At 73.2% G+C, this 25,874-nt stretch carries 28 protein-coding genes; 15 read left to right on the forward strand and 13 right to left on the reverse strand.

Annotated features, from left to right (window positions below):
- Positions 1-301 precede the first annotated feature (301 nt).
- Positions 302-1,156, reverse strand: a complete 855-nt coding sequence (locus OG570_RS26330; protein ID WP_247054355.1) for a LysR family transcriptional regulator — start codon at positions 1,154-1,156, stop codon at positions 302-304.
- Between the two features lie 89 nt (positions 1,157-1,245).
- Here OG570_RS26330 and OG570_RS26335 point away from each other — a divergent pair, with 89 nt between their 5' ends.
- Entirely contained in the window at positions 1,246-1,971 is a 726-nt protein-coding gene (locus tag OG570_RS26335; protein ID WP_326951349.1) for an SDR family oxidoreductase, read from the forward strand.
- Between the two features lie 25 nt (positions 1,972-1,996).
- Here OG570_RS26335 and OG570_RS26340 read toward each other — a convergent pair whose 3' ends face one another.
- Positions 1,997-2,404: a hypothetical protein gene (locus OG570_RS26340; protein ID WP_326951930.1), complete on the reverse strand. Its 408-nt coding sequence runs from the start codon at positions 2,402-2,404 to the stop codon at positions 1,997-1,999.
- A 315-nt stretch (positions 2,405-2,719) separates the two neighbouring features.
- Here OG570_RS26340 and OG570_RS26345 point away from each other — a divergent pair, with 315 nt between their 5' ends.
- From OG570_RS26345 to OG570_RS26355, 3 genes are read left to right on the forward strand one after another with little or no spacing between them, the layout of a single operon-like run.
- The gene (locus OG570_RS26345; protein WP_326960161.1) at positions 2,720-3,916 is read left to right on the forward strand and encodes a PP2C family protein-serine/threonine phosphatase; all 1,197 of its coding nucleotides are present in this window, start codon (positions 2,720-2,722) and stop codon (positions 3,914-3,916) included.
- The gene (locus tag OG570_RS26350; protein WP_326951931.1) at positions 3,913-5,469 is read left to right on the forward strand and encodes a sensor histidine kinase; all 1,557 of its coding nucleotides are present in this window, start codon (positions 3,913-3,915) and stop codon (positions 5,467-5,469) included. Before OG570_RS26345 ends, OG570_RS26350 begins: the two co-directional genes overlap by 4 nt.
- Positions 5,466-5,903 (forward strand): response regulator, encoded by a 438-nt coding sequence (locus OG570_RS26355; protein ID WP_326951346.1) that lies wholly within the window; start codon positions 5,466-5,468, stop codon positions 5,901-5,903. The genes OG570_RS26350 and OG570_RS26355 overlap by 4 nt, the downstream gene beginning before the upstream one ends.
- On the opposite strand, the gene OG570_RS26360 is transcribed toward OG570_RS26355, so the two are convergent.
- Positions 5,887-6,906 carry a HEAT repeat domain-containing protein gene (locus OG570_RS26360; protein ID WP_326951932.1) on the reverse strand — a complete coding sequence of 340 codons (1,020 nt, stop codon included), beginning with the start codon at positions 6,904-6,906 and terminating at the stop codon, positions 5,887-5,889. The genes OG570_RS26355 and OG570_RS26360 overlap by 17 nt on opposite strands.
- Positions 6,900-7,562, reverse strand: coding sequence for a HEAT repeat domain-containing protein (locus tag OG570_RS26365; protein WP_326951933.1), 663 nt, complete (start codon positions 7,560-7,562; stop codon positions 6,900-6,902). Before OG570_RS26365 ends, OG570_RS26360 begins: the two co-directional genes overlap by 7 nt.
- Before the next feature lie 82 nt (positions 7,563-7,644).
- On the opposite strand from OG570_RS26365, the gene OG570_RS26370 reads away from it, so the two are divergent.
- From OG570_RS26370 to OG570_RS26390, 5 genes are all read left to right on the forward strand, one after another.
- Complete coding sequence (locus OG570_RS26370) at positions 7,645-8,211, forward strand: TetR/AcrR family transcriptional regulator (RefSeq protein WP_326951934.1); 567 nt, start codon at positions 7,645-7,647, stop codon at positions 8,209-8,211.
- Positions 8,208-8,639: a DUF3237 family protein gene (locus OG570_RS26375; protein WP_326951935.1), complete on the forward strand. Its 432-nt coding sequence runs from the start codon at positions 8,208-8,210 to the stop codon at positions 8,637-8,639. The genes OG570_RS26370 and OG570_RS26375 overlap by 4 nt, the downstream gene beginning before the upstream one ends.
- Before the next feature lie 8 nt (positions 8,640-8,647).
- Complete coding sequence (locus tag OG570_RS26380) at positions 8,648-9,550, forward strand: alpha/beta hydrolase fold domain-containing protein (protein WP_326951936.1); 903 nt, start codon at positions 8,648-8,650, stop codon at positions 9,548-9,550.
- Between the two features lie 265 nt (positions 9,551-9,815).
- Entirely contained in the window at positions 9,816-10,397 is a 582-nt protein-coding gene (locus tag OG570_RS26385; protein ID WP_326951937.1) for a dihydrofolate reductase family protein, read from the forward strand.
- A gap of 89 nt (positions 10,398-10,486) precedes the next feature.
- Positions 10,487-10,885: an ATP-binding protein gene (locus OG570_RS26390; protein WP_326951337.1), complete on the forward strand. Its 399-nt coding sequence runs from the start codon at positions 10,487-10,489 to the stop codon at positions 10,883-10,885.
- 17 nt (positions 10,886-10,902) lie between these two features.
- Here OG570_RS26390 and OG570_RS26395 read toward each other — a convergent pair whose 3' ends face one another.
- The 3 genes from OG570_RS26395 to OG570_RS26405 form a co-directional block, all read right to left on the reverse strand.
- Positions 10,903-11,880: a beta-ketoacyl-ACP synthase III gene (locus OG570_RS26395; protein WP_326951938.1), complete on the reverse strand. Its 978-nt coding sequence runs from the start codon at positions 11,878-11,880 to the stop codon at positions 10,903-10,905.
- A 50-nt stretch (positions 11,881-11,930) separates the two neighbouring features.
- Entirely contained in the window at positions 11,931-12,275 is a 345-nt protein-coding gene (locus tag OG570_RS26400; RefSeq protein WP_326951939.1) for a Sec-independent protein translocase TatB, read from the reverse strand.
- Positions 12,276-12,351: 76 nt separating this feature from the next.
- Positions 12,352-13,353 (reverse strand): ferritin-like domain-containing protein, encoded by a 1,002-nt coding sequence (locus tag OG570_RS26405; protein ID WP_326951334.1) that lies wholly within the window; start codon positions 13,351-13,353, stop codon positions 12,352-12,354.
- Positions 13,354-13,574: 221 nt separating this feature from the next.
- On the opposite strand from OG570_RS26405, the gene OG570_RS26410 reads away from it, so the two are divergent.
- Positions 13,575-14,045, forward strand: coding sequence for a hypothetical protein (locus tag OG570_RS26410; protein WP_326951940.1), 471 nt, complete (start codon positions 13,575-13,577; stop codon positions 14,043-14,045).
- Between the two features lie 72 nt (positions 14,046-14,117).
- Here the strand turns inward: OG570_RS26410 and OG570_RS26415 are convergent, their stop codons facing one another.
- Entirely contained in the window at positions 14,118-14,996 is an 879-nt protein-coding gene (locus OG570_RS26415) for an IniB N-terminal domain-containing protein (protein WP_326951332.1), read from the reverse strand.
- Between the two features lie 282 nt (positions 14,997-15,278).
- On the opposite strand from OG570_RS26415, the gene OG570_RS26420 reads away from it, so the two are divergent.
- The gene (locus OG570_RS26420; protein WP_326951941.1) at positions 15,279-17,651 is read left to right on the forward strand and encodes a LuxR C-terminal-related transcriptional regulator; all 2,373 of its coding nucleotides are present in this window, start codon (positions 15,279-15,281) and stop codon (positions 17,649-17,651) included.
- A gap of 242 nt (positions 17,652-17,893) precedes the next feature.
- On the opposite strand, the gene OG570_RS26425 is transcribed toward OG570_RS26420, so the two are convergent.
- Positions 17,894-18,565, reverse strand: a complete 672-nt coding sequence (locus OG570_RS26425) for a fasciclin domain-containing protein (protein ID WP_326951942.1) — start codon at positions 18,563-18,565, stop codon at positions 17,894-17,896.
- Positions 18,566-18,920: 355 nt separating this feature from the next.
- Here OG570_RS26425 and OG570_RS26430 point away from each other — a divergent pair, with 355 nt between their 5' ends.
- Positions 18,921-19,193 (forward strand): hypothetical protein, encoded by a 273-nt coding sequence (locus tag OG570_RS26430; protein ID WP_326951943.1) that lies wholly within the window; start codon positions 18,921-18,923, stop codon positions 19,191-19,193.
- Between the two features lie 79 nt (positions 19,194-19,272).
- On the opposite strand, the gene OG570_RS26435 is transcribed toward OG570_RS26430, so the two are convergent.
- The gene (locus OG570_RS26435) at positions 19,273-19,728 is read right to left on the reverse strand and encodes a hypothetical protein (protein WP_326951944.1); all 456 of its coding nucleotides are present in this window, start codon (positions 19,726-19,728) and stop codon (positions 19,273-19,275) included.
- Between the two features lie 163 nt (positions 19,729-19,891).
- Between OG570_RS26435 and OG570_RS26440 the strand changes: the two genes are divergently transcribed.
- From OG570_RS26440 to OG570_RS26450, 3 genes are all read left to right on the forward strand, one after another.
- Complete coding sequence (locus tag OG570_RS26440) at positions 19,892-21,646, forward strand: cytochrome c biogenesis protein DipZ (protein ID WP_326951945.1); 1,755 nt, start codon at positions 19,892-19,894, stop codon at positions 21,644-21,646.
- An 85-nt stretch (positions 21,647-21,731) separates the two neighbouring features.
- The gene (trxA, locus tag OG570_RS26445) at positions 21,732-22,043 is read left to right on the forward strand and encodes a thioredoxin (protein WP_326951946.1); all 312 of its coding nucleotides are present in this window, start codon (positions 21,732-21,734) and stop codon (positions 22,041-22,043) included.
- Positions 22,044-22,199: 156 nt separating this feature from the next.
- Entirely contained in the window at positions 22,200-22,508 is a 309-nt protein-coding gene (locus tag OG570_RS26450) for a hypothetical protein (protein ID WP_326951947.1), read from the forward strand.
- 42 nt (positions 22,509-22,550) lie between these two features.
- Here OG570_RS26450 and OG570_RS26455 read toward each other — a convergent pair whose 3' ends face one another.
- The 3 genes from OG570_RS26455 to sigK form a co-directional block, all read right to left on the reverse strand.
- On the reverse strand, positions 22,551-24,347 hold the full coding sequence (locus tag OG570_RS26455; RefSeq protein WP_326951948.1) for a GAF domain-containing SpoIIE family protein phosphatase: 1,797 nt from the start codon (positions 24,345-24,347) through the stop codon (positions 22,551-22,553).
- Between the two features lie 133 nt (positions 24,348-24,480).
- The gene (locus OG570_RS26460) at positions 24,481-25,173 is read right to left on the reverse strand and encodes an anti-sigma factor (RefSeq protein ID WP_326951949.1); all 693 of its coding nucleotides are present in this window, start codon (positions 25,171-25,173) and stop codon (positions 24,481-24,483) included.
- On the reverse strand, positions 25,170-25,787 hold the full coding sequence (gene sigK / locus OG570_RS26465) for an ECF RNA polymerase sigma factor SigK (protein ID WP_326951323.1): 618 nt from the start codon (positions 25,785-25,787) through the stop codon (positions 25,170-25,172). Before sigK ends, OG570_RS26460 begins: the two co-directional genes overlap by 4 nt.
- Positions 25,788-25,874 lie beyond the last annotated feature (87 nt).

Below are 25,874 nucleotides of genomic sequence, written 5' to 3' on the forward strand. Positions count from 1 at the left end.
TGCTCGCGCGACGCGGCGCGGACCAGACCCGCAGTGGTGCGGGTTCGGCCGTGCAGGCCGAGGACCGGGCGGTGGCGGGCGGTTCAGCGGGCGCTGGTCCGCGCGACGCGACGCGGCGTGGACGGGGCCGGCGGCGGTGCGGGTCGGCCGGATTGGGGGCACGGATCGTGGTGGGGGCGAGGACCCGGCGGTGCAACGGATGTCGGCCGCGGCGTGGACCGGTGGGCGGCGGTGCGGATCGGCCGTGCGGCGGTCGCGCGAGCGAGGTCGGTGTGGCAGGTGGGGCGAGAACCCGGGTGGTTCAGCGGGTCGCGGCGTGCTCGCGCGACGCGGCGCGCACCAGGCCGGCGACGGCGCGGGAGCGGCTGTGCGGCGGCCAAGCGATCACCGTCGTCACGGCGGGCGCGTCGACGACCGGCACGGCGGCGAGGTCCGCGCGCAGGTGGGTGCGGCACGACTCGGCGAGGATCACCGTGGTCCGCCCGAGCGCGATCAGCTGGTAGAGCTGCGTCAGGTTCCGCACCTCGGCGCCCGGCCCGTCCGGATAACCGCCGTCGGGACGCGGCCAGCGGGCCATCGGCAGGTCGGGCAGCGCGGCGACGTCGGCGGTCCGGACGTGCGACCGGCCGGCGAGCGGGTGCCCGGCCGGCAGGATCACGACCTGCCCCTCGGTGCCCAGCTCCTCGGTGTCGAACCCGGCCGTCGAGTCGTAGGGCCAGTGCATCAGCGCGACGTCGGCCTGCCCGTCGCGCAGCAGCCGTTCCTGCTCGCGGGCCTCGCACAGCAGCACGTCGACGTCGGCGGCGTCCGGCTCGGCGGCGTACGCGGCGAGCAGTTCCTTCAGCAGGTCACCGGAAACGCCGGCCTTGGTGACGAGGACCAGGCCGGTCCGGCCGGTCGCGGCCCGCCGGGTGCGCCGCTCGGCCGCGGCCAAGGCGCCGAGGACGGCGCGGCCCTCGGCCAGCAGCACGGATCCGGCGTCGGTGAGCGTGACCGAGCGGCTGGTGCGCTCGAACAGCGTGACGCCGAGCCGCCGTTCGAGAAGGCCGATCGCGCGCGACAGCGGGGGCTGGGCCATGCCCAGGCGCTCGGCCGCGCGGCCGAAGTGCAGTTCCTCGGCGACGGCGACGAAGTACTGCAGCTCGCGCGTCTCCATGGCCTCACGCTACATCGATACCGGCCGGGTATCGATCGCCGACGCGGATGGTGTTGGTGCCCGGCCGCGGCGCGACCAAGCTCGAGGCCATGAGTGAGAAGACGATCGCGCTGGTCACCGGCGCCAACAAGGGAATCGGGTACGAGATCGCGGCCGGCCTGGGCGCGCTCGGCTGGAGCGTCGGCGTCGGCGCCCGCGACGAACAGCGGCGCGAGACCGCCGTGGCGAAGCTGCGCGCGGGGGGCGCCGACGCGTTCGGCGTGCCCCTCGACGTGACCGGCGACGCGAGCGTGACCGCCGCGGCCGCGCTGCTCGACGAGCGCTTCGGCCGCCTCGACGTCCTGGTCAACAACGCCGCCGTCGTCGGCGGTTTCCCGCAGGAGCCCACGAAAGTCGGCCTCGACACCGTGCGCGCGGCCGTCGAGACCAACGTGTACGGCGTGATCCGGGTGATCAACACGATGCTGCCGCTGCTGCGCCGCTCGGCGTCGCCGCGGATCGTCAACCTGTCCAGCGAAACCGGCTCGCTGACCCGGCAGTCCGCGCCGGACGCCGACTTCGGGTTCCTGTCCGCCGCGTACATGCCGTCGAAGACGTTCCTCAACGCCGTCGTCGTCCAGTACGCCAAGGAACTGCGCGACACGAACATCCTGATCAACAACGCCTGCCCGGGTTACGTCGCGACGGACCTGAACGGCTTCCGCGGCGTACGCACCCCGGAACAGGGCGCGGCCACGGCGATCCGCCTGGCGACCCTGCCGGCCGACGGCCCGACGGGCGGCTTCTTCGACGACGACGGCGTGGTGCCCTGGTAGCGAACGGGTGCAGCCCGACATCGGGTCAGGTGCGGTACGGGCCGTGGTTCCCGAGGTCCGGCCTGACCTGCGGGCCGGCGGCGTCCGGGTCGCTCCCGGGGAAGCGGGTCCGCGCGCGAGCGTCCTGCCTCCGGCGGACCAGCGCCGAGAGGGTCGCCGCGTGCGCGACGGCCAGCAGGAGCAGGAACACGCCGATCCGGCCGACGAGCGCGGGCGCCGAGCCCGACCACCCGGGGCCGATCACCGAGAGCAGGGCCAGCAGGCCCAGCGCGACGAGGTGGAAGACCGTCACCACCATCGACGCCGTCGGCCCGCCGCTGCCGCCGTCCGGGCCGCGCAGGTAGCGCCGGCCGTCGCGGTGGAGGACCTGGCCGTCCGCCACCACGAAGATCAGCCCGATGATCAGGAACCCCAGCAGATCGTTGCCGGCCATGGCCGCCTCCTCGTTTCGGGTGGGGTACCCGCGCACCGCGCCGCGACGGGCCCCGGCCGGGTCGTTCACCGCATCGAGCGAGCACACCAGATGCGGGCGACCGGGACCGGGTCCGTGGTGCGCCACCGGTCTGGTTCCGCCGGATCACCGCGGGATACAGTGCGCGCGGTTGAGAACGCAGCCACCGGTGGCCCTGCCTGTGCGGGCGCCGTTACGCCTGATCCGGTGGCCTGTGTGCGGGCGGCTTGGTGAGGCCTCATTCGAGAGAGGCTCGATGTCGTGACCGCTCCTTCGGTCGGCTCCACCCGCGTCACGGTGCCCCCGCTTTCGCTGCCGCCCGCGGTCAACCGGCTCTCGGTGCTGCTGGTCGAGGACGACGACGGCGACGCGCTGCTGGTCGAGGAGATGCTCGCCGACGTCCCGGTCGAGGCCGAGCGGATCACGCTGCTGCGGGTGGCGACGCTGGCGGCCGCGCTGCCGCACGTCGGGGGCGTCGACTGCGTGCTGCTGGACCTGCAGCTGCCCGACGCGTCCGGCCTGACCGCCCTCACGACGTTGCGCCGGCACAGCCCGGGCAGCGCCATCGTGGTGCTGACCGGGCAGAACGACACCGCCACCGGCGTGGCCGCCGTCGCCGCCGGCGCCCAGGACTACCTCGGCAAGGACCAGGTCGACGGCCCGCTGCTGATGCGCGCCATGCGCTACGCCTGGGAACGGCGGCGAGCCGAGGGCGCCGAACAGCGGCTCCTGGAGCAGCAGCTGCTGGCGGGGGAGAACGCGCGGCTCGAACGCGGCCTGCTGCCCACCCCGCTGCTCGCCGACGACGGCCTCGGCCTGGCGGTCCGCTACCGCCCGGGCCGCGACGGCGCGTTGCTGGGCGGCGACTTCTACGACACGGTCGAGCTCGCCGACGGCACCGTCGAGGTGATCATCGGGGACGTCTGCGGGCACGGCCCGGACGAAGCCGCGCTGGGCGTGGCCCTGCGGATCGCGTGGCGGGCCCTCGTGCTGGCCGGGCTGCCGGCCACCGAGGTGCTGGCCACGGTCGACCGGGTCCTGGTGAACGAGCGGATCGAGCCGCTGTTCGCCACGGCGTGCATGGTCACCGTGGCCCCGGACCGGACGTCCGCGCGGATGGTGCTGGCCGGGCACCCGCCGCCGTTGCTGCTGGGCGGGGCCGGCCCGGCGGAGTTCCTGTCCTCCGACGGCCTGGGCCCGCCGCTGGGCCTCCCGCTGAAGCGGCCCCGGCGCCGGACCGAGGTCGCGCTGGCGCCGGGCTGGTCCCTGCTGCTCTACACCGACGGCATCTTCGAGGGCCGGTCCGGCGGCGGCGATCGCCTCGGCCGCACCCGGATGGCCGCGCTGGCCGGTGAGCTCCTCACCGGGCCGGGTGACGCCGGTGCGGCGCTGGACGCCCTGATCGGCCGCGTCCAGCAGCTGAACGACGGCCCGGTGGACGACGACATCGCGCTGGTCCTGCTCACCCAGCGGCCCGACGGCGGCGCCCGATGACGCGGGAGCGCGCGTCCTGGCCGCTGCGGCGCTGGGCCGGGGTGCTGGCGCTCGTCGAGGCCGTGCTGCTCGTCGGCGCCCTCGCGGGCGGCGCGATCGCGCTGAGCAGCCTCAATGACGCCCGGAGCCGGCTGCTCGACGTGGTGGGGCCGCAGCTGCTGCAGGCCAAGGCCCTCTCGACGGCGCTGGTCGACCAGGAGACCGGGATCCGCGGTTACCTGCTGACCCGGCAGCAGGAGTTCCTCGAGCCGTACCGGGCCGGGCTCGCCGACCAGGACCGGGCGGTGGCGGAGCTGCGCCGGCTGGGCGCGACCCCGGACACCATGGCGGGCCGTGACCTCGCCGCGGTCCTGACCGGCGCCGACGCGTGGCGCGGTGCGGCCCTCGCCCAGGCGGCGCCGGGCGGGCCCGCGCCGACGTCGGGGCAGGTCGAACAGGACAAGAAGCTCTTCGACGCGCTGCGCGGCCGCCTGACCGAGCAGGACGCGCACCTCGACGCCGCCCGGATGGACGCCCGCGCGGACCTCGCGGCCGCGACGAACCTGCTGACCTGGATCCTCGTCACCATCGCCGTGGTGATCGCGGCGGCGTTCGTCCTGCTGTTCGCGGGCCTGCGCCGGGCCGTGGTCGGGCCGATCCAGCAGCTGGCCGCCACGGTGCGCGACACGGCCGCGCGGGACCTGCACCGGCCGGTGGCGGCGACCGGGCCCCGGGAGGTGCGCCAGCTCGGCGCCGACGTCGACACCATGCGCCGGCGCATCCTCGAAGAGGTGGCCGAGCTGGAGCGGGCCCACACGCTGCTGGAGGCCCGGACGCACGCCCTGGAACGGTCGAACTCCGACCTGGAGCAGTTCGCCTACGTCGCCTCGCACGACCTCCAGGAGCCGCTGCGGAAGGTGACGAGCTTCTGCCAGCTGCTGGAGAAGCGCTACCACGACAAGCTCGACGAGCGCGGCGAGCAGTACATCGGGTTCGCCGTCGACGGCGCCAAGCGGATGCAGGTGCTGATCAACGACCTGCTGGCGTTCTCCCGCGTCGGCCGCCGCGGTGGCGAGCCGGTGGCGGTCGAGACGGCGGCGCTGGTGGCCACGGCCACGGCGAACCTCGAGAGCGTGCTCGCCGACGCCGGCGCGCGGGTGAGCGTCGCCGACGGCCTGCCGCCGGTGCGGGGTGAGCAGTCGCTGCTGACCGCGGTGTTCCAGAACCTGATCGGCAACGCCGTGAAGTTCCGCGGCGAACAGCCGCCCGAGATCACCGTCGGCGCCGAGCGCGACGGCGCGGACTGGGTGTTTTCCGTGACGGACAACGGGATCGGGATCGACCCGCAGTACGCCGAGCGGATCTTCGTGATCTTCCAGCGGCTGCACGGCCGCGGCGACTACCCGGGCACCGGGATCGGCCTGGCGATGTGCCGCAAGATCGTCGAGCACCACGGCGGCCGCATCTGGCTGGACACCGAAGTCGCCGAAGGCACCTGCTTCCGCTTCACCCTCCCCGCACCCGTGGCCCCGGAACTCGCCGGTGCCGTCGACGAAGAACAGGACGCGGCATGACCCAGCCCCCGGAACCGATCGACGTCCTGCTCGTGGAGGACGACCCCGGCGACGTCCTGATGACGCGGGAAGCGTTCGAGCACTACAAGATCCGCAACACCCTGTCGGTCGTCTCCGACGGCGAGCAGGCGCTGCAGTTCCTCCGGCGCGAGCCGCCCTACGAGGACGCGCCGCGGCCCGGCCTGATCCTGCTCGACCTCAACCTGCCCCGGCGGGACGGCCGTGAGGTGCTCGCCGAGGTCAAGGCCAGCCCGGAGCTGCGGAGCATCCCGGTCGTCGTGCTGACGACGTCCGAGGCCGAAGAGGACATCGCGCGCAGCTACGACCTGCACGCCAACGCCTACGTCACCAAGCCCGTCGACTTCGACAGCTTCGTCGAGGCCGTCCGCCAGATCGACAGCTTCTTCGTCACGGTGGTCAAGCTTCCGCACTGAGCCGGTCTTCGAGCACGCCCGCGAGGGCCGCGGCGATGAGCGCGACGGCCCGGTCCTCGTCGTCGGCCAGCCGCCGCAGGACGTCCTTCGCGAGCGCCGGCGGCATCTCGGCGAAGGCCTGGGTCAGCCGGATCCGCACCGCGGAGTCCGCGGTGGGCGCGGCCAGCTCGGCGGTCAGCGCGCTCATGATCCGGTCCGCGTGGCCGGCGTCCCGCGACAGCGCTCCGAGGAGCTCGGCCGCCTCGACGTCGTTCGTGCCCTCGACCACCATCGTGACGAGCGCCGGCACGGCCGCGGTCTCGCCGCGCGTGGCCGACGCCAGCGCGGCGTGCCGGCGCACGGCCGGGTCCGGGTCGCCGAGGGCCGCCGTGAGCAACGCGGTCGCCTCGGCGCCGGCGAACCCGGCGATCGCCCGGACCGCGCGCCGCCGGACGTCGACGTCCGCCGAGGTCATGCCGGGCGCCAGGCTCGCGACGCCGTCGCCGCCCGCCCGCGCGAGCGCCCACCGCAGGGCGCCGGCGACGTTCGGGTCGGCCTCGGCCAGGACCGCGCCGGCCAGCAGGTCGGTGGGCAGCGGCACGTCGTCGGCCGGGGCCAGGACGGCCTGCTGCCGGCGCGCGGCACTGGCCGAGTCGAGCCCGCGCAGGAGCTCGATGATGCCCAGGACGTCCGGCCAGCCCTCGGGCGCCGAAGCGTCGACCGCCCGGAGGCGGTCGAGCAGCTCCCGCTCCCGCCGCAGCCGGTCTTCGGTCCGCCGGATGAGGTCGCCGACCAGCGTGGCCGGCGCGAAGGCGGGATCCTCCAGGGCCCGGCCGATCTGGCGCAGCGACAACCCCAGTGACCGCAGGCTTTCCACGTGGAAGATCCGGCGGATGTCCCGGGCCGCGTATTCGCGGTAGCCGCCGACGGTGCGGCCGGTGGGGCGCACCAGCCCGAGGGTGTCGTAGTGCCGGAGCATCCGGCTGCTCACCCCCGAGCGGCGCGCCACCTCGCCGATCAGCACGACGTCCCGCCCGAGTGCTCCGGGCCGAGCGCGACGATCCGCTTCGCCTCGTCGACGCCCGGGTCGAACGCGGCGTCCGGGTCGCGCAGCAGCCGTTCCGTGGCGCGGGCGTGCGCCCGCACCGCCGGGTCGGCACTGGCCAGGCCCGGCCGCAGCGCCGGCTCGACGCCGTCGCCGAGCGCGACGAGCGCCCGGCTGAGGCTCAGCCGCACGGTCCGGTCGCCGCGACCGAGCTGCGTGACCAGCTCCGCGGCCAGCGCGTCCCGTTCGCCGTCCGGGACGAGGACGACGGCGGCGCGCCAGGCGCTGCGTGCGACCTCGTCGTCGGCGTCGCGCAGCAGCGCCGGCGTGATCGCGGGCCACGTCGCGCGGTCGCCGATCTTGGACAGCGTGTGCAGCGCCTGGCTGCGGGCTTGGGCGCGCCCGGACCGGAGCTCCCCGAGCAGCCTGGGCACGGTGACGTCCGCCGGGAGGCGGGTCAGGGCCCAGGTGAGCATGTCGCGCACGAAGAAGTCCGGCTCGATCGCCGACCGCGCCACGAGCGTGTCGGCGAAGCCGGGCTCGGCGCGCGTGCCGGCCTCCAGGGCCGCTTGCAGCCGCGTCGACGAGTTCCCGGCGCCCAGCGCGTCGAACAGGGTCGGGTTCACGGTGATCACCTCCTGCGCCCAGTGAAGACCTTGTCACGGTGTCAAGGTCAAGGCGCTTGCCAGTTCTTTGACAGGTGTCTATAAAGTGCGGGTGAGCATCGACAGCCGCGACCCGCGGGCCGCCCGGTCACGGGCGGCGTTGTACGCGGCGGCCGTGCGGCTGGTGTCCGGCCGCGGCAGCGCGAGCGTCCCGGTGACCGACCTCGCCGAAGCCGCCGGCGTCAGCCGTCAGCTCGTCTACCTGCACTTCGCCGACCGGGACGGGCTGCTGGTCGCCGCGGCGCTCGACCTCGCGCGGCGCGAGCTGCTGCCCGCCAGGGAGTCCGGGCGCGCCGCGGTGCTCGCCACGGCCCGGCACTTCGCCGCGCACCGCGCGTTCTACCGCGCCCTGCTCACCGGCCCGTGCGCGTTCGCGCTGACCACCGCATTGGGTGAGCTGCTCGCGCCGGTCAACCGCCACGCCGTCCGGGCGCTCTTCGGCGACCGCGTGCCGGCCGGGACGGTCGACGACCTCGCCGTGTTCCTCACCGGGGGCGCCGGCGCGGTGATCAACGCCTGGCTGCTCGGCGCGGAGGAAACGCTCGATCCCGAGGACCTGGCCGACCGCCTCGGCCGCATCCTGCACACCCTCGGCGGACCTTCGGAAGAGGACGCATGACTCATCCCGAGCTCACGATGGAACTGGTGGCCAGGCTGGAGGTGCTGATCGCCGAGCCGATCGACGCCGGGGTGACGCCGGCCGGGCACCGGCGCGTCATCCCGATCACCGGCGGCCGCGTCGACGGCCCGCGCGTCACCGGCGAGGTGCTCGGCATCGGCGCGGACTGGAGCGTCGTGCGGGGTGACGGCGTCGCCGCCGTCACGGCGAAGTACCTGATCCGCACCGACGACGGCGTCGTGCTCACCGTGACCAACACCGGCGCGTTCACCGCGCCGGGGATCGTCACGAGCCCGCGCATCGAAGCGCCCGAAGGTCCGTATGCCTGGCTCAACGACGCCGTTCTCGTCGGCACGCTCGTCCCGCTGCTGGACGGCGCGCGGCCGCGCGGGGTTTCGCTGCAGTTCCACCAGGTCCGTGTGAAGTGAGGTCGCCCGTGTCGATCCTGTCGATCCTGTCTAAGCCGTTCGTCGCCGACGGGGTGGCCCGCCTGCTGGGGGCCGCCGCCGCGCGCGCGATCAAACCGCGTCCGCTGTTCCCCGAGATTCCGGGCCGCACCGGCGAAATCACGATCCCGACCCGGCACGGCCCGATGGCCGCCACCTTCTACCGCCCGCCGGGAGACGCCCGCGGCGTCTACGTCAACGCCCACGGCGGCGGGTTCGTGATCGGCGCCCCGATCGGCGACGACCCGCTGTGCCGGTACCTCGCCGAGCACGCCGGGGTGTTCGTGGTCAACGTCGACTACGCGCTCGCGCCGGCCCGGCGGTTCCCCGTGCCGTGCGAACAGGTCCACGACGCGCTGACGTGGGCGGCCGCACCCGAGCGCGAGTGGGCCGGCGCGCGGTTGTGCGTCGGCGGCCAGAGCGCCGGCGGCTCGCTCGCGGCCGCGGCGTCCCGGCTCGCGCTGCGCGCCGGCGGTCCGGCGATCGCGTTGCAGGTGCTGCACTACCCGCCGCTGGACCTCGTCACCCCGGCCGCGGCCAAGCCCGCGCCGCGGGGCGCGGTGATCCGGCCGTGGATGGGGGAGGTCTTCGACACCGCCTACATCCCCGACGCCGCCCGCCGCACCGACCCGCTGGCGTCACCGGCGTGGGCCGGCGGCGGTGCCGTGCCGGCGGGCCTCGCACCCGCGCTCGTGCTCACCTGCGAGCACGACCGGCTGCGCGCCGAAGCCGTCGCCTACGCGGCCAAGCTCGCGGAAGCCGGCGCGCTGGTGGAGCACTACGACATCCGCGGCGTCGACCACGGGTACGACCTCATGGGCGGCGACCCCGAGCTGGTCCGGCGGGTCTACGCGTTCCTCGCCCTGCACGTCGAACGCGCGGTGACGGCCTGAGCGGCGTCCTCAGGGGACCACCAATCTTGAGGAGCGTCACCGGCACTTCGAGTTCTTCGGCGCTCGAACGGATCTGGTCGCGCAGCTCGGTAAGGTCCGGGCGAGCAGCCGCTGGCCGAGGTCGTCGACCGCCTGCTGGGGCCGTGTCCAGCTGCGCTGAGCACCGGCCGCCCGCGCGGTGTCGAATGGCGGCGTGTGTGTTCGTGGTGGAGGTGAGAGGCCGGCACCGGACCGGTCCCCGCGCACCGCTCGTGAGGAGAACGCCATGACCGCCACGTACACGTTCGACGTCTTTTCCACCCTCGACGGCTTCGGCTCGCACCACGGCGACTGGGGTGGCTACTGGGGCAAGCAGGGCCCGGAGCTGCTCGCCCGCCGCCACGCCTTGTACGAGGAGAAGCAGCGGATGGTCTTCGGCGCCGACACGTTCCGGGAGCACGTGGCGATGCTGGCCGCGAGCCCCGCGGAGGTCTCCGATCCGTGGGTCACGAGGATGCGGAACCTCCCGGCGACAGTCCTGTCGAGCACCCTGCGAGAGCCCCTGGACTGGCCGGACGCGACGGTGGTGACCGGCGACGCGGTCGACGTCGTCACCCGGCTCAAGGAGGAGTCCGACGTCCCGTTGCGATCCCACGGGAGCCTGTCGCTGAACCGCGCCCTGCTGGCCGCCGGCCTGGTGGACCGCGTCCAGGTGACGCTTTTCCCGGTCATCAGCGGCCGGACGGGACAGGCCCCGATCTTCCACGGCGCGGCCGACTCCGATCTGGAACTGCTGGAGACCCGGACCCTGGACGGCCGCACGCAGGAGCTGGTCTACCGGCCCACGGTGCACGCCGCCTCACGGTGATGGTCCGGTTCGCGAGTAATCGCCGGTCGTCCGGGTAACCCCGGGAGGAGACGCAGTCGTCGGCTCCCCATCGCTCGGCAAAGGACCTCATGGACGACCCGGACCATTCCACTCGTGAATACCGCTTCGAGGCCGGTGCCGTACCCGACCTGGCGGCCATGCGGGGGTGGTTGCGACGCGTGCTGGCCGGCGCCTCGCCCGACGGTGTCCAGGACGTCCTGCTGCTGGCGACCGAGCTGGTCACCAACGCGCTGGATCACGCCCACGGCGTGCAGGCGCTGCGCGTCCGGTACCGGGCTCGCCGGTCCCCGGTCCGGCTGGAGGTCGACGACTCGCGGCCGGACCTCGGGCTCCGGCTCGGTGGGTCGTCGCCGGACGACACGCGGGGGCGGGGGCTCCTGCTCGTCGACGCGGTCAGCCGCCGGTGGGGCGTCGTCACGCACGGCACCGCCGGCAAGACGGTGTGGGCCGACGTCGTCGCCGGCTGAGCCGCGCGCTCCGGGCGTCACGGGCAGGTGATGACCTGGCCGGCGTAGGTCAGGCCGGCGCCGAACCCGAACAGCAGCACCGGTGCGCCGGCCGGGATTTCCCGTCGTTCGAGGAGTTTCGAGAGGGCGAGGGGGATGCTGGCGGCGGAGGTGTTGCCGGAGTCGGCGACGTCGGTCGCGACGACCGCGTCCCGGGCGCCGATGTCGCGGGCGAGGGCGGCGATGATGCGCGTGTTGGCCTGGTGGGTGACGATGCCGCCGAGGTCGCCCGGATCGATCCCGGCCCGGGCGCAGGCTTTCCGGGCGATCGGCGCGAGTGCGGTCGTCGCCCAGCGGTAGACCGCCGCGCCCTCCTGGCGGAAGGTCGCCGGCAGGCTGTGCGGGCCGGGTGAGCCGAGGGTGATGCTCTGGCCTTTGGCCGGGTTCGAGCCCCAGACGACCGGCCCGATCCCGCCGATCCTGTCGATCCCGTCGGCCGCTTCGACGATCGCGGCGCCGGCTCCGTCGCCGAAGATGACGCAGGTGGAGCGGTCGGTCCAGTCGAGGAAATCGCTCATCTTGTCGACGCCGACCACGATCGCGCGCTGACTCGCTCCCGCGCGGATGGCGTGGTCGGCGGCCGCCAGGGCGTAGGAGAAGCCGGAGCACGCGGCGTTGAGGTCGAACACGCCGGGCTCGGCGATCCCGAGCCGCTCGGCGACCTGGGCGGCGACGCTCGGCATCCGGTCGAAGGTGGTGCAGGTCGCGACGATCACCAGGTCGACGTCGGCGGCGGTCCGCCCGGCTCGGCGCAGCGCGTCGCCCGCCGCGGCGGTGGCCATGTCGGCGACCGACTCGCCGGGGGCGGCCAGGTGCCGGGTGCGGACGCCGACGCGTTCGGTGATCCAGGCGTCGGAGGTGCCCAGGGCGGCACTCAGCTCGTCGTTGGTCACAACACGGACGGGTTGGTAGTGCCCGAAGGACACGGCTCTGGTGCCGGAGTGGGGGGTGGTCACGAGGTGGTTCGTGACGGCGAGCGGACCGGTTTGCGTTTCCCGGCTGGGAATCAGGTGGCTTCCATGTCCACACCGGACACTTTGGCCGTAAGAGGCACAACCGGCTCGGCCGGAGCCTGCGCCGGAGTTTGCGCCGGATCCAGGACGAACCGGGTCAACGCGGCGCGGGGATCCATGCCCCGCAGCTGGTTCAGCTCCCGCAAGGGTTTGCGCAGCTGCTCGAACTCGGGCCCGACCTCGTCGGTGATCTGCTGCTGCATCGCGCCGAGGGCGTTCTTGCCCTTCACCACGGCTTTGCGGACGGTGGTGAGCGCGCCCGGCAGCCGTTCGGGGCCGATGATGAACAGCGCGGCCACGAGCAGGACGAGCAGGTGCTCGGCGCTGAGTCCGAACATCGTGATCTCCTTTCCGGACAGGACGCGGTGGGTGCCGGATTCCCCGACGGAACCCGGCACCCGCCGCGGCCGGTGCTCAGTTGGCGGCGCTGGTGTTCACTTCGCCGTTGACGCCCTTGGGGAAGAATCCGCCGGAGGTGGCGGCCTTGTTCGTCAGGTAGACGATGTTGAGGACCTGGCCGGGTGAGCGGCTGTAGGCGATGCCGTTGGCGTCGGTGGGGACGATGTTGGCGTTGCCGTGGCTGTCGATGACGCCCTGGTCGTCGTCGGTGGGCCCGTCGAGGCTGTCCCGCGCGTTGGACAGCTTCACGCTGGCTTCCCGGAGGTCACGGCCGAGCAGGCCGAGCCCGAGGATGCCTTCGCTGTGCTGGTAGAGGGCGCTGCGGATGTTGGCCGCGTGGTAGGCCTCGACGGCGAGGATCCCCGCCGCGGCTTCGAGGTAGGTCTTGTTGGTGATCAAGGGCGCGGCGCCCTTGTAGGCCGTGACGCCGACGTCTTCGAACAGGAACGCGGCGAGCAGGAAGTTCTCCTCGCACGCGAAGGCGTCGAAGCTGCGGCCGGGCTTGACCAGACCGGCCGCCTGGGCCGCGGCGGTGAAGCTGGACTGCAGGTCGATCGCGGGGCGGCTGACGGCGGCGGAGCCGAGCGCGGAACGCAGGAACTGGACGTGCGCCTTCTCGTCGCCGGCGATCTCCTGCGCGTACTGCTTGGCGGCCTTGGTCTTGAACTTCACCGCGCGGCCGCCGGTGACGCCGCCGCGGGTGCCGGTGCCGGTGGTCATCGCGTCGGCGAGGCCCTTGCCGGTGACGGCGTGCAGGTAGAACTCGGCTTCGAGGTACTCGAGGTTGAGGGCGAAGTTGAGCACCGCCCCGTCGCTCACCCCGCTCGCCGCGGCCGCTGCGGCGGCGGCCGGTCGTGCGGTGGCCGCGGACGCGGTCCCGGCGGTGAGACCGCCGAGCGCACCGGCGCCGACGACGCCGAGGCCGGTCATGCCGGCGGCCTTGAGGAAGCGGCGGCGGTCCTGGTCGTTCTCCGCGCTCCGGTTGATCATCGAAGCGGCGTAACGCTTGCCAAACACGGACGAACTCCTCCCCGCCCGCGCAGGGCGGGCGTAACCCACCGTCGGATTCCCGGCGCTGGGCGGATCCTTCGTGGACCTTCCCCTTTCGGGGCCGCGCCGATCGCGGATTGGTGTGGATCGCCGGATCGGGTGATCGTCTTCCACCGAGGTGTCGGATCGGGAAGACCGGGTACACCACCGGCAATTCGGGCGATACCGTGACAGCGGGAGGAAACGACGTGACGACCGGAGTCTTCGCTGTCCCCGCCGGGCTCGACGCCGCCCGGCCGGTCGCTCTGGTGTACCGGGTGGCCCGCCGGACGGGTGCGTCCCGCCGGGCCGCGCGCCGGCTGTGCGTGCGGCTGCTGCCCGTGGTGCCGGGCGAACCCGTCGCGGACGTGGCTTCCGCGCGCAGGATCCGGGTGCTGGTGGTCCGGGCGCTGCGGACCGAGCTGGCGCCGCGGTGCGACGCGGCGCTGCTGGAGGCGGCCGTCGCCGACGCCGTCCTGCTGGACGAAGTGGCGTTGTTGCCGCCGCGTCAGCGGTTCGTGGTCCGGGAGATGGCGCTCGAACGTCGCTCGCTGGCCGAGGTCGCCGCGACGACCGGCTGGACCCGGGCGCAGGTGATGCGCCTGCTCAACGCGGGTCTGTCGTCGATCACCACGCGTGTCCACATCGGTCACCTGCCCCGGCAGGCGAGCACGACCTAGCGGACTCCGTGCCTGCCCGACGGCACGAGGCCCTCCGGCGTACCGGAAGGCCTCGTGCGGTGACCTAAAAGGTCAGTGGGGCAGGTGGAAGTCGTTGCCGGAGCCGATGGACAGGTGGCTCAGGTCGGCGCCGATGGAGCCGCTCAGCGCGCCGTCGCCGATGTTGCCGACGACGTCGTGGACGTCGGAGACGCCGGAGAGGTTGCTGTGCGAGGCGATGTCGCCGACGTGGCTGGTGACGTCGCCCAGGTGGGTGGTGACGTCGCCGAGGGTGCCGTTGTGCGAGACGTCGCCCAGGTGCGCGGTCGCCTGGTTCACGACGTCGCCGACGGTGTGCTCCAGGCCGGTGTTCGCGCCCAGCGAGCCGGTGAGGTCGCCGATCGTCGAGCCGACGCCCTGCGCGCCGTCGACGGCCGAGGTGAGGCCGGAGATGTTCTGCAGGCCCGAGGTGAGGTTGCCGCCGTCGAGGGCGCCGGTGACGTCGCCGCCGGCCACGTGCCCGGTGACGTCGCCGACCGCGCCGGTCACGGTGGTGACCGGGTCGAGCTGGCCGCCACCGACGTGGTCGATGCTGCCGGCGAGGTCGCCCGCGGCGGAGAACGGGTCGGTGATGTTCTGGGTGAGGGCGGTCATCCCGCTCACCGCGCCGAGCACGTTGTTCTCGGAGGTGGTGTCGCCGAGGGCGAGGTTCTGCGTGAGGGCCTTGAGCTGCTCGATCGCGCCGGCCTGGCCGGTGATGGAGCCGAGGTCGAGGCCGTTCTCGCCACCCAGGTTGCCGACGGGCGCGAAGTCGAGCACGAGCGGGAGGATGTCGTGCAGGTCGGCGCCGGAGATGTCGCCGAGGCCCGCGTCGTTCAGCGTCTGCTGCGGGTCCTGGCCGAAGGAGCCGCGGGCGGACGGGTCGTTGAGCAGGTTGAGCGTGAATTCGTACAGCGACTGCGCGGGGTTCATCGACCAGGCTCTCTGTGGGGGACAGGTGACGTCGCCGATCACGGGGATCATCGACCGCACCGACGCTAAGGCCGGGCCGGTGGCGGCCACATCAGGTCTGACGCCTAGTCACGATCTTGACCACCCCTGAGGGGGATGCCTCAGCCGTTAGGGGATCGGGCCCCGGTGTGGTCTGGGTCTCGTCCGCGAACCCGGGGTCGAACCGCCCATCTGCGCGCCCCCGCTGGCCCGAACCTCTTGCGGTGACCAGAACGGGTCGCCGGGTTCGGAGGTGCGACCGTCGTGAAGGAGCTGCTGCCCACGCAGTTGCGTGACCTGCTGACCGGGATCGCCACCCGTCCGGCGGACCCGGTCCGGGTGATCCTGTCCGGTCCGCCCGGCCACGGGAAGTCGACGATGCTGAGCGCGATCGGCCGGCACTACCGCGACGCCGGCGTCGCGGTGATCGGCCGGGACACGCTCGCCGAGCATCCGGTTCCGCCCGGCGCGGCGATCCTGCTCGACGACGCCGACACCCTCGACGGCGCGGCCCGCGCCACCCTCGTCGGCTTGGCCGGGGCGACGGACCGGCTGGTGCTCACGCACACGCCCGGCGCGTCGGGCGCCCTCGCCGCGGAGCTGATCCTCCCCGGCACCCGCCACATCCGGCTCACCGCGTGGACCGCCGACGACATCGCCCGGTTCGCCCAGGAGACGCTCGGCCGGTCCCTCACGCGCGATCAGGCCGCGTCGGCTCAGCGGGCCACGGCGGGACTGCCCCGGCTGGTGACGCACTGGCTGCGGCTGTCCGGCGCGGGGGAGCTCATCGACGAGCTGCGCTCGGAGCTGGACCTGCTCGGCGAACCGGGCCGGACCTACCTCGTCGTGGCCGGCGCCGGGAGCGGCCGTGACCTCGAGCTGCTCGCGGCGGCGCTGGACCTGGACCGCGACGACGTCTCCGCGGTCGTCACCCGGGTCCGCGCCGCCGGGCTCCTGGCGGCCGGCGACAGCGTGCCCCCGCTCGTCGTGCGCGCCCTGCGCGAGCACGTCGGCGTGGACCGCCAGCTCACTGTGCTGGTCCGGATGCTCGACGTCCTGCTGGCCGCCGGGCAGCCGGTGCTGCCGGTCGCCCGCGAACTGCTGCGCCTGGGGGCCGCGGGCGAGGTCGTGCGGGCCGGGCTCGAGGCCGCGGCCGCCGAGGCGCTCGCCGGCGATCCGGCGCTCGCGGCCGACCTCTACGCCGCCGCGGCTCGCGGCGGCAGCTCACGGACGCGGCTGGCCCACGGCTGGGCCAGCGCGTCCGTCCGCGCGGGACGGCTCGACACGGCACTGGCCCTCGGCGACGAGCTCCTGAACTCCGCCATGCCCGAAGACCGGACGCGCGGTGCGCTGGTCGCGGGGACGGTCATCGCCCGCCGCGGCGACCTGGCCCGCGGCGCCGAGCTGCTGCGCTGGTCGGGGGAGCCGGGCGCGAGACGGCTGGCCGATCTGGCCGGCATCGCTCTCGGCGAGGCGAGACCCGGCGAACCGGAGGCCGCCGGGCCGCTCCCGGCCTACGGGCACGTCGCCGGGCAGCTGCTGGACGGGATCCGGGAGTCGGTGTCCGGCCGTCCCGAAGCCGCGCTGGCGACACTGCTGGCCGCGGCCGACTCCGCGGCGGCCGGCGGCACCGGTCACCTCCTGCCGGACTCCCCGGCCGCGCTGGCCGCCCTGGTGGCGGTGCACGCCGCCGAGTTCGACCTCGCCCACGGCGTCCTCACCCGCGCCGCGGGCGGCGACCGGCACACGCTCCTGCTCGGCTGGACCGCGATGCTCCGCGGCGACCTGGCCGCCGCCGGAACCCACCGCGCGGCCGTGCGCGGCCCGCTGGCTCCACGCGACGAACTCTTCCTCCACGCCCTCGAACTCGGGCTGGCGCGGCGCAGCGACACCCCGGACGCGGTCCGCGCGCGCTGGCCCGCGGCCTACGAGGCGATGATGCGCCAGCCGGTCGACCTGTTCACGCTGCTGCCGCTGGGCGAGCTGCTCGTCGCGGCGGCGCGGGTCGAGGAGAGCTTCCGCGTCGCGTCCCACCGCGCTCGAGCCGTCGCGCTGCTGGAGCGGCTCGGCTCGCCTGCTCTGTGGTCGGCGTGGCTGAACTGGTCGATGTTCCACGCCGCGGTCGTCACCGGGGACCGCGAGACCGCCCGCGAGACCCTGCGCCCCTTCGCCTCGGCGACCGGACGGCTGGGGCCGGCTCTGGCCGCGGCCGGTGACACGTGGCTCGCCGTGCTGGGCGGCACCGTGGACGGCGACGCCGTGCTGGCCGCCGCGGAGCAGTTGCACCGCGCCGGGCTCCGGTGGGACGCCGCGAGGCTCGCCGGGCAGGCGGCGATCCGCGCGACCGACCGCACCGCGATGGTGACGTTGTTGCGTGCGGCCAAGAGATTCTCGGCCGGGGGCACCGCCACGCCGGCCACGACGGACACGGCGGCCGCGACCACGCTGACCCCGCGCGAGCGCGACATCGGCCGGCTGGTCGTCGAGGGCCACACCTACCGCGAGATCGGGGAACAGCTCCACATCTCGGGCAAGACCGTCGAGCATCACATGGCCCGCATCCGCGGCAAGCTCGGGGTGACCGGCCGGCGCACGATCGCGACGGTGCTGCGCGGCATGCTGGGCGAGACGGTCTGACCGCTGGCCAGGTAGGGCCGGTCGCCGCCACGGCCCTGGAGTGATCCGGCGGTGGCGACGACCGGCGGAACGCCGCCGCTTCGGCGTTCCCCGGCGGCGGACTCGTGCAATCCGCCGTCAGGCTTTCGGGCGCGCTTGTCCAGCGCGCACAACGCGACCGCCGCAGCTCCGGTCGGCACCGGGCTGCGGCGGTCGTCGTCACCGGGCCACCCGCAAGGGAGGTAGTGGCGGCCCGGAAGTGCTTACTGCTTGTTGGTGCCGGGGGTGAGGACCTTGTCGATGACGAAGACGGTGGCGTTCTTGGTGGGGATGTTGCCACAGAGGATCTTCGCGCCGTTGACGGTCATGTTGTCGCCGGTGCCTTCGATCTTCAGCGGGCCACCGGCTGCGTTGAGCGAGTCGAGGGTGCCGGCGGCGGCGAGGCCCTTGGCGTCGTAGCGCTTGCCGACGACGTGGTACTGCAGGATCGGCGACAGCTCGGCCGGCTTGCCCGCCAGCTCGTTGAACTTCGCGTCACCCAACGCCGCGAAAGCCGGGTCGGCCGGGGCGAACACCGTGATGGCGGGGGCGCTGTTGAGGGTGTCGACCAGGTTGGTGGCCTTGACCGCGGCGACCAGCTTGGTCAGCAGCGGGTTCGTCGACGCGGCCGACGCGACCGGCTGCGGGCCCATCGAGTCCAGCGAACCCGGCGCGGAACCCTGCGGCAGCTGGGAGCAGGCGGGGCCGAAGACGTCGGCGTTGGTGGTCATGCCGTCGGCGGCGGCGGCCGCGCTGGTCGTGGGGGCGGCCATCGAGGACGACGGGGCCGGGGCGCTGGAGCTGCCCGACGACGCGGTGTCGCTGCTGCCACACGCGGTCAGGGCCAGGGCGGCAGCCGCGGCGATGCCGATGCCGGCGACACGAAGCTTGGTCACAAAGATCACTCCTATTGAGCGGCTGAAGCAGTCCACTGTGGACTACCTGGTGCCGGTGGTCCGGCCCGACCGCCGGAACGTTTCGGCGGTTCGTCGTGCTGGGATTCGCGGCCGCCGCGCCGGCGGACGGGTCCGGTCGCACGATTTACCCGATCAGGTGAACGGACGTGCTTCTGGAACGCCCGCCGCCGAGACCACGGCGTCCGGTGTGGACCGTGCTCGCCGGAATCTCCGCTCGTCACCCACAGGCGTGGTCCACGCTCCGGCGCCCGTCTTCCGCCCGCGGCGGCGGCGAACGACCGGTGATCCCGCCGGGATCGGGTCCGTTGTTCGTTCGAGGAGAAGGAGTTCCACCGTGAGCACACTCCGCCGTCGCGTCCTGGCGACCGCCGCACTGCCGGCCGCGGCACTCGGCTTCCTGCTGATCGCCCCGGGAGCGGCGTCCGCCTCCACCACGACTCCGCAGGTGACGGCCGCGGTCGCCGATCACCACCACCACGACCACGGCCTGAACCTGAGCATCCTGCTCGGCCTGCGGATCACCGACGGCCACCACGGTCACGGCGGCCACGACGGTGGCTGCGACGACGGCCTGCTCGGCGGCGGTGGCCTGCTCGACCTCGGCTGAGCTGTTCCTCGTACCCCGGAACGGGCGGGGCACCGGATACCTCCGGTGCCCCGCCCGTTTTGTCGTCGGCCGAAACGCGTTACCGGGGAAGGCTGCAGCGGCAGCCGCCGCTCGCGTGGCAGATCATGCCCTCGGTCTCCGGGATCCGGCTGTAGCGGGTGCCGTCGTCGAACTCGACCTCGATGATGTCGAGCGGGTCGACGTCGCGGACGGTGCCGCGGGTGGCCCGGCGCGCGCCCGTCGCGGGATCGGGTGCGCTGAACACGACGACCCGGTCGCCGCGGTGGAAGTGGTTCCACTCCCAGCCGTTGAGGTCGTACCACGTGCCGGTGAACGCGCGCGAGACCATCGACACCGGCAGGTCGAGCGTCATCGCCACCCGGATCATCGCCTCCGGCGGAATCAGCTCGGCGGGCCGTTCGCCCGGCCGGAGCCAGTCGCCCAGGGAGGGCAGGCCGGCCGACGCCGCGATCGAGCGCGGCGACCGGCCGGGTTGGTGGCGGTCCAGCAGCACCGCGACCCGCGTCCGTTCCATCTCCGCCTCCTCCCCGCCGGGATCCAGTATTCCGCACTTGCGGGTCGAAGAGATCTTTCGAACCGATAACGCGGCAAAAAGTACCCACCTGGAGCCGCTGCTGCCGCGAATGACCGACGCAGGCCCTCGGACGACGGGCCGGGGACTTCGGAGGAGTGCGGCGATGTGGACCTTGATCCTGATCGGTTTGCTCGGCGGGTTGATCACGGGGGTGTCGCCGTGCATCCTGCCGGTGCTGCCGGTCGTGTTCTTCGCCGGTGGAGCCAAGAAGACGGCCGACGGTGAGCCACCGCCGGAGCAGGACGGGGGCGTCGCCCTGGCCACCAGGAAGCAGCAGCGGGCCCACAACCGGCGGCCCTACGCGGTGATCGGCGGGCTCGTGCTGAGCTTCACCGTCTTCACCCTGCTCGGCTCGTTGCTGATCAAGGCGCTGAACCTGCCGGACGACATCCTGCGGATCGTCGGCCTGGTCGTGTTGTCGGTCGTGGGCCTGAGCCTGCTGATCCCGCCGTTGGAACGCTTGCTGGAGAAGCCGTTCTCGAAGCTGCCGCAGCGGAAGGTCAACCCCAACGGCGGCGGTTTCGGTCTCGGGCTGGGGCTCGGGCTGCTGTACGTCCCGTGCGCCGGGCCGGTCCTGACGGCGATCACGATCGCCGCGGCCAACGGGAAGATCGGCGTCGAGACGGTCGCGTTGACCGTGTCCTTCGCGATCGGTGCGACGGCGCCGTTGCTGGTGTTCGCGTTGGCGGGGGCCAAGATTTCGGAGCGGGTGAAGTTCTTCCGCAAGAACAACGGCAAGGTCCGCGCGATCGGCGGCGTCGTGATGCTGCTGCTCGCGGTGGCACTGTACTTCGACCTGCCGTCGCTGCTGCAGACCAAGCTGCCGAACTACACGGGTGCGTTGCAGGAGAAGGTGGAGGGCAGCGACGCGATCAGCAAGCTGCGGCTGTCGACCCTCGGTGACGCGAGCAACCAGGCGCTGGACAAGTGCGCGAACAACGACCAGGGCCAGCTGCGCGACTGCGGGCCGACGCCGGAGTTCGAGAACATCGACGCCTGGATCAACAGCTCGCCGCAGACGATGGCCGGGCTCAAGGGCAAGGTCGTGCTGGTCGACTTCTGGACGTACTCCTGCATCAACTGCCAGCGCAGCATCCCGCACATCAAGGACCTCTACTCCCGTTACCAGGCCGACGGCCTCGAGGTCGTCGGCGTGCACACGCCGGAGTTCGCGTTCGAGCACGACAAGGGCAACGTCGAGGCCGCGACGAAGAAGTTCGGCATCACCTACCCGGTGGCGATCGACAACGAGACGAGCACGTTCAACAACTTCCGCAACCAGTACTGGCCGGCCCGCTACCTGATCGACGCCACCGGGCAGGTCCGGTACTTCAAGCTCGGTGAAGGCGACTACGACCAGACGGAGAACCTGGTCCGGCAGCTGCTGCAGCAGGCCAAGCCGGGTGTGGCGCTGCCGGCGCCGGGGGACCTGCCCGACACCCGGCCGACGGACGAGCGCACGACCCGCGAGACGTACCTCAGCCGCGGCGAGCTGCCGAAGACCTACGCCCCGGGCGGAACCCCGCTGGCGCTGGAGAAGGAAGCGACGTACGCGTTCCCGCCGGCGGTGCCGGACGGCAAGGTCGCCTTCGCCGGCAACTGGACGATCGACTACGAGAAGTCCACGGCGGGCGCGGGCGCGGAGGTCCGGCTCGGGTACACGGCCAGGAGCACGAACCTGGTGCTGGCGGGCGAGGGCACGGTGACGATCGCGAACGGCGACGGCCCGTCTCGCACGATCAAGGTGTCCGGGACGCCGAACCTGTACCGCTTGACGCAGACGCCGGACCTGCACACCGGCCAGCTGACGTTGACGCTCAGCCCAGGTCTGCAGGCGTACTCGTTCACCTTCGACTGAGCACGCGAGGACCACGGAAATGCTTGAGGGACAAGAAGAGACGCAGGACCTGATCATCGTCGGGTCGGGTCTTTGAGGAGAAGCCATGTTGGAAGTCACTGACGCCAGTTTCGCCACCGACGTCCTCCAGAGCGAGAAGCCCGTTCTGGTCGACTTCTGGGCGACCTGGTGCGGGCCGTGCAAGAAGCTCACGCCGGTGCTCGAAGAGATCGCGGCCGAACAGAGCGACGTGACGTTCGTGAAGCTCAACGTCGACGACAACCCGGACACCGCCCGCGACTACCAGGTGATGTCGTTGCCGACACTCATCCTGTTCCAGGGCGGCAAGCCGGTGAAGCAGATCGTAGGCGCGAAGAAGAAGGCCGCACTGCTGTCGGACATCGCCGGCGCCCTGTAGCCGAGCCCGTCATCCGCCGGGCTCCGCTACTCCGAATGGGTGCGAGTGGATCACTGCCGTCAACCGGTCCCGCCGGCCGCGTGTGTAGGTGGTGATCCGAGTCCGGAGTACCCGCGTGCGGGTACGTCCTGGCTCCCGACGAGGGAGGCACACGAAGTGATCACCATCGCGAAGCTCATGACGGTGGCCGCGTTGATCGGCTCCGCGGCACTGGCGGGGGCGGGCACGGCATCGGCGGGCACGGAAGCCGGTCCCGTCTGTCCCGCCCGGTCCGGCGGGATCGGCGCCACGTACTCGACGGTCACGTGCACGAGCGGCCCCGGGACCACGTACGCGTCCTACATCGAATGCACCGACGGGCGGGCCTACTCCGGCCCGTTCGTGCGGTACTCGCCGGCGCTGTGGTCCGAGCGGGACTGTCCGACGGGGTACAAGGTCACCCTCTGGGGCGTGTTGACCCACTAGCAGCGGCAGGCCTCGACCAAGACGGCGAGCGCGAGCACGGTGTCAGGTGCCGATCGCCAGCAGGACGACATCGTCCTCGTGGCCGCCCGGTTCCACCATGTGCGCCAGTGCGGCGTCGGCCACGGCCTCCGGTGCCTGGCCGGCCAGCCGGGCGAGCAGTGTGCGGAGGCGGTCGATCGCCTGGTCGAGGTCTTCGCCGCGGCGTTCGATGAGGCCGTCGGTGTAGAGGAAGACCAGGTCGCCCGGCTCCAGGGTCCGTCGCTGGTCCGTGCGATTGCGGGTCCGGAAGCCCAGGTGGCTGAAGAGCGCGTCGTGCTCGGTGAGCAGCTCTGTGCGGCCGTCGGCGTGGACCAGGATCGGGGGTGGGTGGCCCGCGTTGGTGCTCGTCAGCTCCCAGCGGCCGGTGCCGTCCGGGCTCAGGTGCGCGTGCAGCAGCGTGCCGCTCGCGGGGATGTCCAGCCCGGTCAGGGCGGCCTCCAGGGCTTCGACGGTCGCGGCCGGGCCGGCGTCGGGCAGGTTCCACGCGGTCTGGCGCATCATGCTGCGGACCTGCCCCATCAGCGTGGACGCGTGGACGTCGTGGCCGGTGATGTCGCCGACCGTCACGGCCAGGGCCGGCGCGCCGGGGAGCGGGACGGCGTCGTACCAGTCGCCGCCGACGGCTTCGTCGACCTCGGAGGGCCGGTAGCGGGCCGCGAGCCGCAGGCCGGGCACCGACGGCAGGTCCGTGAGCATGGCTTCCTGCAGCTCGCGGGCCACGCTGATCCGCCGCTCGAGCTGGCGGACGCGCTCGAGCGCCTGGGCGGTGTAGGTGGCCAGGGTGGTGATCACGGCGCGCTCGGCGCTGTCGAGCGTGTGCGGCCGGTCCCAGCCGAGGGTGAGGACGCCGAGGACGTCCCGGTCACCGACGAGCGGCGCGCAGGCCGTCGCGTGCAGGCGCAGGTCGCGGTAGAGCCGCCCGACGGCGTCGGGGAACTCCGCGTCGATCGCGGCCGGGTCCTCGTAGCACAGCAGCCGTCGTTCGCGGAACGCCTTCGCCGTGGCCAGGGCGGCGTCGGCCCGGAAGACGCCGAACTCGGTGTCGGCGAGGGCCGGACGGCCCGGCTCGGGCACCCGGCGCAGCATCCCGCCGGGCTCGGCGACGACCAGCCCGATGTAGGTCGGCCGGTGCTCGGCGGAGACGAACCAGCTGATCTCGTGGCGGATCTGCTCCAGCGTCCGGCTCCCGGCCAGCCCCTGTGCGGCGCTGAGCAGGATCTCGTTGCGGGCGTGGGCGCGGTCGAGCTGGGTGGCCAGCTCGTCCCGGCGGTCGCGGTCGCGCTTGCTCTGCCGGGTGGCCAGGCGCAGGCGGATCTCGGTGGCGCACATCGTCGCCAGGTCCGTCAGCGTGGCGATCTCGTCGCCGGTCCAGGTCCGCGGCCGGGTGTCGATCGCGCACAGCGAGCCGAGCACGTGGCCGTCGGTGTCGGTCAGCGGGATGCCCGCGTAGGCGACGACGCCGAGGTCGGGGATGGCCAGGTTGTCGCTGGTCAGCGCCACGGTGCGGGCATCGGTGAGCACGAGCGGTTCCCCGGTGATCACGACGTGCCGGCAGAACGAGTGGCTGAGCGGGGTGTGGCGGGCGGTGGCCCACGGCTCGGGGAGCCCCTGCATGCCGGGGAAGACCTGGCGGTCCGGCTCGACCAGGGACACCAGCGCCACCGGGACCCGCAGCTGCACCCGGACCATGGCGGCGAACCGGTCCATCGCGCTGTCCGCGCGGGCCGAGAGCCCGCTGTCGTGCAACGCGCCCGTCCGCCCGGGGTCGCAGAGGACCAGGTCGGGTCTGCCGTCCGGCACCGGGCTCGCCTCCCCGTCTCCGGTCGGTCCGGAGCACCAGGACAGCGTAAGTGGTGGGCCCGGGCGGACCGGGCGAGCGGGGCACCGGATCGCGGTACCCCGCTCGCCCGCCTCGCTGTGGCGACGGGTCCGGTCAGGCCAGCGGGAGCCGCGCCACGGCGGCGGTGGTCGGCTGCGGCGAGCCCGCCGCGGGCTCCGTGGTGATGGCGACCCGGTCGGTGTCGCCCGGCAGGACCGTGCCGAGCGTCCCGTCGCCCGCCGGCAGCAGGCCGGCGGACTGCGGACCGCGCGGGCCGATCAGCCAGACCTGGTAGGCGTGCCCGGCGTCGAGCGCGGGCAGCCCCGACGCGGTCACGACGACCCGGCCGAGTGACCGCGAGAGCGTCGCGGTGGCCGCGCCGGCCCGGACGGTGACCGCGTCCGAGGCGTTCTGGACCTGGGCGGAGCCGGCGACCGGAACCGGTGTGGTGCCAGTCTGCGACAGGCCGATGCCGACGCCGCCGACCAGGATCGCGGCGGCGGCCGCGATCGACGCGGTGACGATCGTGGCGAGCTTGCGCCACGTCCGTCGCGCGGCGGCGGGTGCCACCCGGGGCGGGAGCTGCCGGGTCTCGGCGACCGCGGTGAGCACCCGGCTGCGCAGGCCGTTGCCGGGGACGGCGGTCATCGCGGCACCGAGGCGCGCGGCGGTCTCCCGGAGCTCGCGGACTTCCGCGGCACAAGTCCCGCACTCGGCCAGGTGGCGGTCGAAGGCGGCGCGTTCGAGGTCGGTGACGGCGTCGAGGACGTACGCACCGGTGAGGGTGTGGGCTTCGGCGGTGGTCATCGGGTCGCTCCCAACGCGTCCCGCAGGCGGATCATGCCGTCGCGCATGCGGGTTTTGACGGTGCCGATCGCGACGCCGAGCTTTTCGGCGACCTCCCGGCAGGTGAGTCCGTGGAAATAGGCGAGCAGGATCGACTCCCGCTGCAGATCGGTGAGCACGCCCAGCGCTTGCCGAACCAGGTCACGGTCCACAGTGGACATCGTCGACTCGGCGACGTCGTCGTACGGGCGTCGCATGTCCAGCAGGTCGGATCGTTCCTGCCGGTTGCGGGCGGACTGCTCGGAGCGGACCCGGTCGATGGCCCGGCGGTGGGCGATCGTCAGCGCCCACGTGCTGACCTTCGCCCGCGCGGAGTCGAACTGGGCGGCCTTGCGCCAGATTTCGAGCAGCACCTCCTGGGTGACCTCTTCGGACTGCGCGCGGCTGCGCAGGACCTGCATCACGGTGCCGAAGATCGGGCTCACGAGCTGGTCGTAGAGCAGCGCGAAAGCCTGCTCGTCGCCCAGCGCGGATCGCCGGAGGAGCTCTTCGGGGGTGGCGGGCGCGTTGTCCGGGTGGGTGCCGGTGGGTCGATGGAGGAGGGTTACGGTGGTGGCGCGTGCGGCGGCGGCCATGAAAATCCTTCCCGGCCGGAGCCGAGCCTGTGACGCAGTGGATCACTGCGAGCGGCCTGTCTTCAGATGTTCGAGGTCGACCCCGGT

Source organism: Amycolatopsis sp. NBC_01286 (genome assembly GCF_035982555.1).
Classification (GTDB): Bacteria; Actinomycetota; Actinomycetes; order Mycobacteriales; family Pseudonocardiaceae; genus Amycolatopsis.